Here is a 10,197-nt window from a genome sequence, read left to right as displayed (position 1 = left end):
CCCCCGAATAAAAACGCCGCTAACACTGTCAACTGGTTATTTCTCCCGAAGCGACGTTTTCGGGGGGTTGGGTTGCCAACCCAACCAGCTTCCCCCGAAAAGCTCGCGGCCCAGTGGGGAACCCGAACAGTGCGCGCATCCGCGCATATTCGGGGGGGTTGGGGGGGTAAATCAACCTCAACCGAAGTCTAGCCGAATTGTGTTTACAATTATCTAGCAACTTGCTGCGTTGATTTATTTTCTAGCGATTCGACTAGAGATTTTTCTTCTAGTGCGAGAGTGTTATGCTCGGTTACTAGTTGATTGTAGGCGTCGGTTTGCTCTTTGAGTTGGGAGACTAATTGATTGTAGTTGCGGACTCGATCGTTAAAACTGGAGACGCGGAAACTATAATCACTGCTGGGGTTACTGACGATCGAACTTTGAAGATTCGAGCGTTCTGATTCTACCGTTTCAGCCTCCTGTTTTACCTGTGATGAGAGTTGCTCTAGTGTTGATTTCCGCGTCAGCAACTGTTGGCTCAGAGTCTTTTCCTTACCTCGCAGCGTCGTAAATACCCCTTCATACCGTTCGGACAACGCCACAATCGTCGATCGATCTGTAAAATATGTCTGGTAATGTGCTTCTAATTCAGGACTGAGATTTCGCACCTCCGTACCCAAAATCGAGTGTAGCTCATTGTTTACCGATCGCGGATCTTGTTCGTTATATGTTGATACTAGCTTGAGAATGCGGGGATTTTGAAGTTGATTTAATACGGCTTGGAGCTGCTTGTTGAGTTGTGATTGCTCGAATAGGGACATTCTTTGATAAGCTACATGCAGCATCTCATGAGCTGCCGTGACTTCCATCACTCCTTGCAATCGAGGATCTGGTACCGCTTGCAGAAAAATCCCTTTACTGACGACATAGCAACCTAGCACAATCGTATGTTCGGATCTTTTGCAGAGATTGAGGGATGATTTTCTAGTTTCGATCGTCGGTTGATTGACATAGAATAATCGACGAGCGGTATCCGTCATCGTCGTAGTTGTCGCTAGTCTGGCAATCTCTGAAGGCGGTTGATATGTCAGTAGTTTACTCCAGTCTTCGACCTCTTGAGTAAACCTAATCCCGATGATAACGACAGCAACGATAGTTAGGATAACGAGGTAACGTTGTAGCCGTTTCATACAGAAAAAATAGGGGAGGAGAATGAATATAAAATAATAGTACCCACGCCAGCGAATAACTAACGAGATTACCTCAACCAAAAACTTAGGATCTAATCCTCATGACGCAAACCAACGAATCCAAAACTAGATCTCGACATCTAGATCGACAGTTTAGAGTGTTAGAAAGACGACTAACTAGGCTTGAAGATACTCAATTGACAGGTAGAGAAGTAAATTTCTCTATCGACAATGTGTATGATGAAATCGATGCCCTTGAAGACCAGATGAATCAAAGATTCGATCGATTGGAGAGCCAAATCGATTTGCTGGCGGCAAGAATTGAGGAGCGGTTCAACCAATTAGAGCGAAAATTAGATCTCGCGATCTCAACTTCGCAAGAGCGTCGTATGGGTGGAGATTGATGTTAATGGTGCGTTACGGCTTGCGCCTAACACACCCTACATCTGGGTTACTGTGCTATCAATTATCAATTATCAATTATTTTAATGGTGCGTTACGCTCCGCGATAACACACCATACATCTGTGTTAAATGTTTAACTCCGTAGAGTTACCCGAAACTTCTCGACTAAAACGTCTCGGATTTTTTGTTGTAATGGCTCTACATCTGCATCAGTTAAAGTTCGATCGAGTGCCCGATAGATCGATCGAATTGCTAAACTCCGTTGTCCATCTGGGACATTAGCACCGCGATATTCATCGAAGACTTCTACGGCTTCTAATAACTCCCCGCCAGCCTTGGTAATCGATTTTTGGATGTCGGCTAAAGATAGATCTACAGATGCAAAGAAAGCGATATCTCGATCGGATGCGGGAAAGGTAGAATAGTTTTTAAATACTGGCACTAACCGCTCTTCTGCTGCCAGATAATTCAGAATCGGATCGAGGTTGAGTTGAAACACATATACCGCAGCGGGGAGATCTTTTTCCTGACGCAGTTGGGGATGTAATTGCCCGAAGTAACCCATTTTTTGTCCCTGCAACCATAAGGAGGCTGTACGCCCTGGATGCAGCTTGGGATCGGACCTGTCGGCTTGGTACTCTACAGGTATTTTGAGGCTGTGGCAGACGCTTTCTAGTATCCCCTTGGCTTCAAACCAGGAGAGGGGTTGAGGCTTGCCACCAGTCGTCCAGCGGCCGATCCCAGGATCGCCGCCGATGATTCCGGCTAATACGTCGGTTTCGATCAGTCCCGTCTCGTCGCGTCCGAAGATTTTACTGATTTCAAAGCCTTGGAGTGCGCCGTTACCTTGGGCGAGATTAGTTTGGAAGCTGTGAATTAAACCAGAGATTAATTCCGATCTCAAGGTAGAGTATTCAGTAAACATCGGGTTGACGATTTCTACTTGCGAACCATTATTGAGTTTTTCCAGTGCGTAGGAATACTGAATCACTTCGTTTAAGCCGACAGCGCGGAAAGCTGCTCGAATTCGCCGCAATAGCTCCTCATCTAGCGACAGAAAACCCGCCGTAGATTCTGATGGGAGCGTATCCATGAATCGATCGTAACCATACAATCTGGCGACTTCTTCAATCAAGTCAATTTCCCGTTCCAAATCGCGGTAACGATAGGGTGGTACTACGACATTCCAGACAGTTTCTTCGATCTCGCCTTCAGTTACTACCAACTGACATCCCAATGCTGTCAGCGTCCGCTCGACATCTTCAGGGCTGATTTCCCCAGGTTCGCCATCATCATCGATCGGCCCTAAAATCTGATTTAACCGTTCCAATCGCAGCTTAATCGTCCGAGGTTGGAGAGTTAGATCGGGGCGACGATCGATTATCGCCTGAGAACTAATCTTACCACCAGCTAGTTGTACGATTAACTCGATCGCGCGATGGGTCGCTGTTTCCAGTTCTGCTAAGTTTACCCCGCGTTCGTAGCGAGTCGATGCTTCCGATCGCAGTCCACCTTGACTGCGGGCTGATTTTCGTACCGCTACCGGATCGAAAATCGCTGCTTCTAAAACGATGTTTTGAGTACCTATTGATACCTCGGTACTTTCACCACCCATGACACCTGCAAGGGCGACAGGGACATTGCGAGCGGTAATTAGGAGGTTTTGAGCCTGCAATTGTCTTGATTGCCCATCTAGAGTTTTGAGTGTCTCGCCTTGCTTCTCGGCATACCGGACACCCATCTGAATGGTTTCACTACCACTGACTGCTTGCAATTTGTCCGCATCAAAAGCGTGTAAAGGTTGCCCCCACTCTAGCAGGATGTAATTAGTCACATCCACGATATTATTAATCGGGCGAATTCCGGCGGCTTGGAGGCGACGTTGCAGCCACTGAGGCGACGGGGCAATTTCGACACCTTGGATTGATGTCGCCGCATAAATATTGCAAGCTTGAGCTTCACTGACACTAACGGTTAATTGCGGTTGAGCGGGAATAGTTGCCATATCCACGATGGGTAACTTCAGCGTTCCCCCAGTTAAAGCCGCTACTTCTCTAGCAATTCCTACCATACTCAGAGCGTCAGCGCGATTGGCGGTGGAAGACAGATCGAGGATGACATCATCTAAGCCCAAGAGCGATCGGACATCAGTACCAATCGCGGGTGTGTCGGCATCCTCGCCACCGAAGATATAAATCCCTTCTGAATCCTTTGTTAGTCCCAATTCTGAGAGCGAACAGATCATCCCCTCCGACTTTTCGCCCCGCAGTTTAGCAGGTTTGATTTTGAGATCGACTTTAGGGAGATAGGTACCCACTGTAGCTACCGCCACCAGAATTCCCGCGCGGACATTTGCCGCTCCACAGACGATTTGCAGCGGTTCCTCACCACCGACATCGACAGTACAGACGCTCAATTTATCAGCATTAGGATGTTGAATCCGCGTCAGCACTCGCCCGACAACTACCCCATCAGCCCAAGTATTCCGATCCTCGATCGATTCAACCTCAAATCCAGCTAGAGTAAGGGTTTTAGCCAACTCTTCAGGCGCGAGTTCGCAGTTTACTAGTTCTTTTAACCAATTTAAAGCAATATACATTTAATTTAATTTAACTATAGTCAGCGGCGATGCAACTTCTCTAATACAGAAGCTTCCACCTATTTATTGTCGTATAGATCGGCATTGGTGCGATCGATACCCCATAGATAGTACTGAGCGGCTTAAATAGAGTTACTATTTAAGCTGCTAACGGTTTGCCTTTGTAAACGTCGAAGCACGATGATATTGACGTTGGAGTTCGGATGTTCTAGTTAAATACTTATGATGAGAACTAGGAGTGCAAACACTCTTTAATATAACGGTGCTAAGCTGTCAAACATTTAAAACACTCTTTTTGTCCTCTAGAACCTTTGCTGTAAGGGATTCAGTCAAAAGATTTAGATGTAAAACAGCTTATAGACTAAAGTTAATAATAGAAACCAAGTATCAAATCTCGAACCAGTAAGCTGAGTCAATTCTAGATTAAATCCATAAGACTTATAATCACGAAACATTTCCTCTATCTGAAATCGAGTAGCATAAGCTTTAACGGCTGAGTTAATATCTGGAAGAGTTGTCAATAGAAACCATCCTTCAGTAATCGGTAATCCGTGATGTTCTTTCGGATAGTGAACGGCAACATTAAAGGGGAATTTATGAGCAGTATTTGTAATATTCACCCCTTGAATAAATACAGAAATGCCAGAATGAGATGCTAGTTGATTTAATGTGACAGATTCTTGCTTGTCTAAGTGAATATATGTAGATTTCTCGATCCGCGAACAATATCCCCAACCTATTTCCAGTAGCCAAGTTGCTAAATATTTACTACAAAATTCTCGATCGCCTAATAACACAAATGAATGATTTGGTAATAGACAAGCAATCGGGTGAATTACTGACTCTTGTTTATCTAAATTACTCGACCCTAATTTATCTAATAGCTGCCAATTAATCGGGATTGCTCTTCCAGCTTACTACCAGCAAATTGTACTTGCGGCAGCTAGTTCGGTCTATCGGTTTATGGATGGCAAATAGCAGTCAAAATTTATTAGTTACAGAGTAACAAAATTTGAGATTAATTATTGACTTCCGTTATCGTTATTCCTATTCTAATTTGTCAATAAAAATCCTGGTAAATTCCTATAAATCACCAGTTCTTTAAGCCCACATTCCGCACTTCAGTTTTCACGACACATACTTAGATCTATTTATTACTCATTTAAGAAATAAATACGCAGACAAAAGACTAAACTAGTCTCACTCCGAAATTACATTTGAAACATTTTGGTTAGGATAAAATTATTGGTAAAGTCCCATTAATTTTATCAATAAATGAATTTTAAAATGGAAGAAATTGAAATTAAAAATCTAGACCACTTGGGAATAGTTGCTGGAATCATTGATGAAATAGGAATTGTAGAAAAAGTTAATAAATTATTAGAAACAGATCCTAGAGAAAAAATTAACTGTGGAGAAGTAGTTAAAGCAATTATTTTAAATGGATTAGGATTTGTTTCTCAACCATTGTATTTATTTTAAAATTTTTTTAAGGACAAGGCTGTAGAGCATTTATTAGGAGAGGGAGTCAAAGCAGAGGATTTGAATGATGACAAGTTGGGGAGAGTAATGGATAAGCTATACAAATACGGGCTAAATAATCTATTTTTAATTATTAGATTAGAAGTAATTAAAAAATATGGAATATCAACGAAATACTCTCATTTAGATTCAAGCTCATTTCATTTGCATGGGGAATACAAAAATCAAAATAATGAGAGAGAGGGGAAAGAATTAGAAGTAACTAGCGAAATACCAATATTTATCACTCAAGGATACTCACGAGATCACCGACCAGATCTAAAGCAGTGTGTGCTAGATTTAATAGTAAGTAGTGAGCTGGGCGGGTGACCCGCGCAGCATGGGGATATCCCGATATTGATGAGAGGAGGTTCTGGAAATGAATCAGATAAAGCAATGTTTGGAAAAATATTAGTCGAATACTCACAGCAAGTAGACTTTGAGAGTATTATGATAGCGGATAGTGCTCTGTACAGTGCAAATAATCTAATATTAATCAAAGATTTAAAATGGATAAGTCGAGTACTATTATCGATAAAAAAAGCAAAAGATTTAGTTAAAGAAGTAGAAAGCGAAGATCTGAAAGATGTGTCAGGCAGTCAGGGTTATCGGTATTCAGAGTCAAAAGTGACATATGGAGGAATAGAGCAAAGATGGATGATAGTAGAAAGTGAAGAAAGAAAAAGAGCAGATTTAAAGAAAATAATAAATCGCCTAGAAAAAGAAGCGGAAAAAACTGGTAAGGAAATAAATAAGATAGTCAATCTAGAATTTGAGCAGTCATCATTAGCATTAACAAAGATTAGAGAAATTCAATCTAAGTTAAAATATCATCAACTAATTGAGATCGAAACTTCTAGCCAAACAAATAAAAAAGGACAAGAAATTTGGACTGTCACTTGTGGATTGGAAGAAAACAAAGAAATAGTTGATGCTAGCAAAAATTCAGCGGGAAGATTTATACTGGCAACTAATATACTGAGCGAAACTGAATTAGCCTCAACAGAGATATTAGTTGCATATAAGAAGCAACAGTCTTGTGAAAGAGGATTTAGATTTCTCAAAGACCCATTATTTTTTGCAGATAGCTTATTTGTTAAAAATCCAGAAAGAATAGAAACAATGATGATGCTAATGGGATTAAGTCTTCTAGTTTATACAATTGGACAGAGAGAAATCAGAAATAATCTTCAAGCTGGAAAATCTTCTGTCAAAAACCAAGTAAACAAATTAACGGAAAGACCAACGTTGAGATGGATATTCCAATGCTTCCAAGGGATTCATTGCTTTAAGCTTGAGGGACTTGAGAGAATTAGCAACTTGAGTGAAGAAAGGTATCAAATCTTAGGATTCTTACCTGTAGCTTGCCAGCGATACTATTTAGTTAATTGAAGTTTTAATTGTTTGTTAAATATCTTAATCATTGTCATCTAATTAAATATTTCAGATCGATTGGTTTTAAAAAAAAGATAAAGGCTAGCAAATTGTCATGCTCATTTTACCAAACTTTTAATATGACAAGCATCGCGAATATAATTTTCTGTCAATTTTAGTCATAGATTTTTTGTAGTAAAAACTGAAGTGCGGAATGTGGGTTAGATCGATTCAACTAAATGAGTCGCACTTATTTAGCTACAAAAGGTGTATATTTACCACCCAATCCTTCGACGATCGCTTTAGTATTTGAAACTAACATTTTCTGATAAGTTCCACCTGGACTATTCGCTTCACCCAAGCCATCAGCATAGATTTCCTGCTGTGCTACTTTTACTTTTGCTTCTTGAGCGATCGCGGTAATTAATTTAGGATTGAGTGTCAACTCTGCGTAAATAGTCGGTACTTGTGCCTTCTTAATTTTACCAACCAGTTCTTTCGCTCTAGCTGCATTGGGCTTTTCTTCTGTACTCAATCCTTCTAAAGCATCAACCGGAATTCCATAAGCTTTTGAGTAATACCCTAGTGCATCATGGGTAGTAAACAATACTTTTTTGGCAGCAGGAATTGTATTTATTTGCGATTTAATCCAAGTATCGAGTTGCCCGATTTCTGAAGTTAATTTTTGGGCATTTTGCTTGTAAGTTGCTGCTTGGGCTGGGACAACTTTTTCTAAACTAGTTGCGATCGTTTCAGCGATTTTGATGCCATTCTGGGCATTATGCCAAACATGCGGATCTGTCGTGCTCTTACCGTCTTCTTCGAATTTCTGGGGTTGCGGTACGGCAACTTCATGTACGGCTACTTTTGGAGCTGGATTAGATGTTGCTTTAATCGCTTTGGCTAGCTCTGGCTCGAAGTCATAGCCCCCATACAAGACTAGTTTCGCGTCTTCGATCGATTGTCTTGCCTCTGGTGTCAGTTTATAAACGTGAGGGTCGCTGCCAGGAGCAAGCAAGCACACTACATTTACAGTACTAGCCGCAATTTGTTTGGTCAAGTCGCATAATACAGTATTAGTCACAACTACTTTCGGGCTGCTATCTGTATTTGCGGCTGTAGTTGTGGCTGGAGTTTCGCTAGCTGTGGGGATTGCTGCATCTATAGGTTGTTTGATGGCAGGGGTGGTGCATCCAGTCAGCATCCCTATTGTTATGATTGATGAGACAATCCAGTTAAAACGCAGTGCGTGTTTTGAGTCTGAGCGACGAGGGCTAATTTTCACGATCGAATGTTAGATGGGTAAGTTGTGGTTGATGAGTCTTGTGTGAGGCACAGCATCTGGAGCGATATATTTATGATAGAATGAGAATCATTATCGACGTAAATCAAGATCATCTTAAAGGGTGGAGCAGCTTACTGTCAATTGGACTTGTGAGTTAGCACACAATTAGATTCAGATCGCTGGATTCGCTGAGACACTTATCGTTGGCGTTGTCTTGACTGAAACGCACGCCGAGGAAACCTCGGCGCGATTTCAGTCGCTGGCGTAGCCTGCCGTTAGGCACAGCCTCTGGAGAAAGAGAATCGCCGAATCGGAACTAGCCCCAGTCAATATTTGTAGCGCAGATTCGATCTTGCTAAAAATCGGAACGCCACTTTTTTTAGCAAGATCTATAATTAATCATCTGCTTAAATTTTTACAGATCGCCAATTAATATATAAGGATAAAACACTCATGGTAAATACTTTAGATAATCCCACTAAATCTACCGTTCCAGTCACTGTCCTAACTGGATATTTAGGCGCAGGAAAAACCACGTTACTCAATCATATTCTGACTTACGAGCATGGTAAGAAAGTCGCCGTAATTGTGAATGAATTTGGCGAGATTGGCATTGACAATCAACTGGTTGTCAGTACCGACGAAGAAATTTTTGAGATGAATAATGGTTGTATTTGCTGTACGGTACGTGGCGATTTAGTGCGAATCATCGATAAACTCATGCGGCGGCGCGATAAATTCGACCATTTAGTAATCGAAACCACAGGACTCGCCGATCCTGCACCCGTGATTCAAACATTTTTCGTCGATGAAGATGTCAAACTACATACTCACTTAGATGCGGTAGTGACGGTAGTAGATGCCAAACATATTCAACTTCACTGGGATGCCGATGAAGCTCAAGAACAGATTGCGTTTGCCGATACAATTCTGATTAATAAAACCGATCTAGTTACTGTTGCTGAGTTAGACGAACTCGAACGTAAAATTCGCAGTATGAATGCAATCGCGAAAATCCATCGGACTGAAAATGCCCAGGTGAATATGGATGCAGTTTTAGAAGTTGGTGGCTTCGATTTATCTCATGCGCTGACGATCGATCCGGATTTCTTGGGTGAAGAAGCTCACGTTCATGATGAATCTGTCAAATCGGTGGCCTTAGTTTTGTCTGGCGCGATGGATATCAATAAAATTAATGATTGGTTGAGCGATTTATTACCAAATCAAGGCCCTAATATCTTTCGGATGAAAGGGATTTTAAATATTCACGGGCAAAAAAATCGCTTTGTCTTCCAAGGGGTACACATGCTATTTGATGGTAAACCCGATCGCGAGTGGCGGGTTGATGAGCAACGTAAAAATGAGTTAGTCTTTATCGGGCGAGATCTCGATGAGACTAAATTACGAGCAGATTTTACTAAATGTTTGGCAACAGGGATCGGATTTGGGCAAATACTTCGATCCTGACAGTCAAGCGCAACTCAATAGACTTCCTGCGAGAGTCAGGCTTTAGGCTTTAGCGAATGCGCGCCCGCCTTTGTTCCCCGACGGTTTGCGGATGCGCGCTCTGGAGGTTCCCTCCAGGTTGAGCGCACCAAGCAGCGAAAAGTGCGGGAACATGGGTTTCCCAACTGGGGCGCGAGAGCTTCTGCGGGGGAAGCTGGTTGGGTTGGCAACCCAACCCCCCACAAACGTCGCTTCGGGAGACAAAGGCCAGACAAGTGGAGCACCTTTTCAAGACAGCGGCGTTTTTATGTTTAGGGGAACCCCCGTCTTGTCGTTTTTTTATGTCTAGGGGACCCCTAGACATAAAAACGACGCCGCATAAAAAAGCGCCGCAGC

At 42.2% G+C, this 10,197-nt stretch carries 6 protein-coding genes and 1 pseudogene; 3 read left to right on the top strand and 4 right to left on the bottom strand.

Annotation, left to right across the window (positions count from 1 at the left end):
• Positions 1-209: 209 nt before the first annotated feature.
• The gene (locus tag ACEW9J_RS26285) at positions 210-1,172 is read right to left on the bottom strand and encodes a hypothetical protein (RefSeq protein WP_373548018.1); all 963 of its coding nucleotides are present in this window, start codon (positions 1,170-1,172) and stop codon (positions 210-212) included.
• 101 nt (positions 1,173-1,273) lie between these two features.
• Between ACEW9J_RS26285 and ACEW9J_RS26280 the strand changes: the two genes are divergently transcribed.
• The gene (locus tag ACEW9J_RS26280; protein WP_373548017.1) at positions 1,274-1,576 is read left to right on the top strand and encodes a hypothetical protein; all 303 of its coding nucleotides are present in this window, start codon (positions 1,274-1,276) and stop codon (positions 1,574-1,576) included.
• A 133-nt stretch (positions 1,577-1,709) separates the two neighbouring features.
• Here the strand turns inward: ACEW9J_RS26280 and pheT are convergent, their stop codons facing one another.
• Both pheT and ACEW9J_RS26270 read right to left on the bottom strand, forming a co-directional pair.
• Entirely contained in the window at positions 1,710-4,175 is a 2,466-nt protein-coding gene (gene pheT / locus ACEW9J_RS26275) for a phenylalanine--tRNA ligase subunit beta (RefSeq protein WP_373548016.1), read from the bottom strand.
• Positions 4,176-4,513: 338 nt separating this feature from the next.
• The gene (locus ACEW9J_RS26270; RefSeq protein ID WP_373548015.1) at positions 4,514-4,972 is read right to left on the bottom strand and encodes a transposase; all 459 of its coding nucleotides are present in this window, start codon (positions 4,970-4,972) and stop codon (positions 4,514-4,516) included.
• Between the two features lie 490 nt (positions 4,973-5,462).
• Here ACEW9J_RS26270 and ACEW9J_RS26265 point away from each other — a divergent pair.
• Positions 5,463-7,088: pseudogene (locus tag ACEW9J_RS26265) on the top strand (IS1634 family transposase).
• A gap of 232 nt (positions 7,089-7,320) precedes the next feature.
• Here ACEW9J_RS26265 and ACEW9J_RS26260 read toward each other — a convergent pair.
• Positions 7,321-8,274 (bottom strand): metal ABC transporter solute-binding protein, Zn/Mn family, encoded by a 954-nt coding sequence (locus ACEW9J_RS26260; protein ID WP_373548014.1) that lies wholly within the window; start codon positions 8,272-8,274, stop codon positions 7,321-7,323.
• Between the two features lie 534 nt (positions 8,275-8,808).
• Here ACEW9J_RS26260 and ACEW9J_RS26255 point away from each other — a divergent pair.
• On the top strand, positions 8,809-9,822 hold the full coding sequence (locus ACEW9J_RS26255) for a GTP-binding protein (protein ID WP_373548013.1): 1,014 nt from the start codon (positions 8,809-8,811) through the stop codon (positions 9,820-9,822).
• The last annotated feature ends 375 nt before the right edge of the window (positions 9,823-10,197 follow it).

This window comes from Chamaesiphon sp., assembly GCF_041737865.1.
GTDB lineage: Bacteria > Cyanobacteriota > Cyanobacteriia > Cyanobacteriales > Chamaesiphonaceae > Chamaesiphon.
This window is presented reverse-complemented; position numbering and strand designations above follow the sequence as displayed.

Bases quoted from the DNA above. Each gene is read 5' to 3' on its own strand.
- ACEW9J_RS26260 (WP_373548014.1), bottom strand. From the start codon at position 8,274: ATGCTGACTGGATGCACCACCCCTGCCATCAAACAACCTATAGATGCA.
- pheT (WP_373548016.1), bottom strand. From the start codon at position 4,175: ATGTATATTGCTTTAAATTGGTTAAAAGAACTAGTAAACTGCGAACTC.
- ACEW9J_RS26280 (WP_373548017.1), top strand. From the start codon at position 1,274: ATGACGCAAACCAACGAATCCAAAACTAGATCTCGACATCTAGATCGA.
- ACEW9J_RS26285 (WP_373548018.1), bottom strand. From the start codon at position 1,172: ATGAAACGGCTACAACGTTACCTCGTTATCCTAACTATCGTTGCTGTC.
- ACEW9J_RS26255 (WP_373548013.1), top strand. From the start codon at position 8,809: ATGGTAAATACTTTAGATAATCCCACTAAATCTACCGTTCCAGTCACT.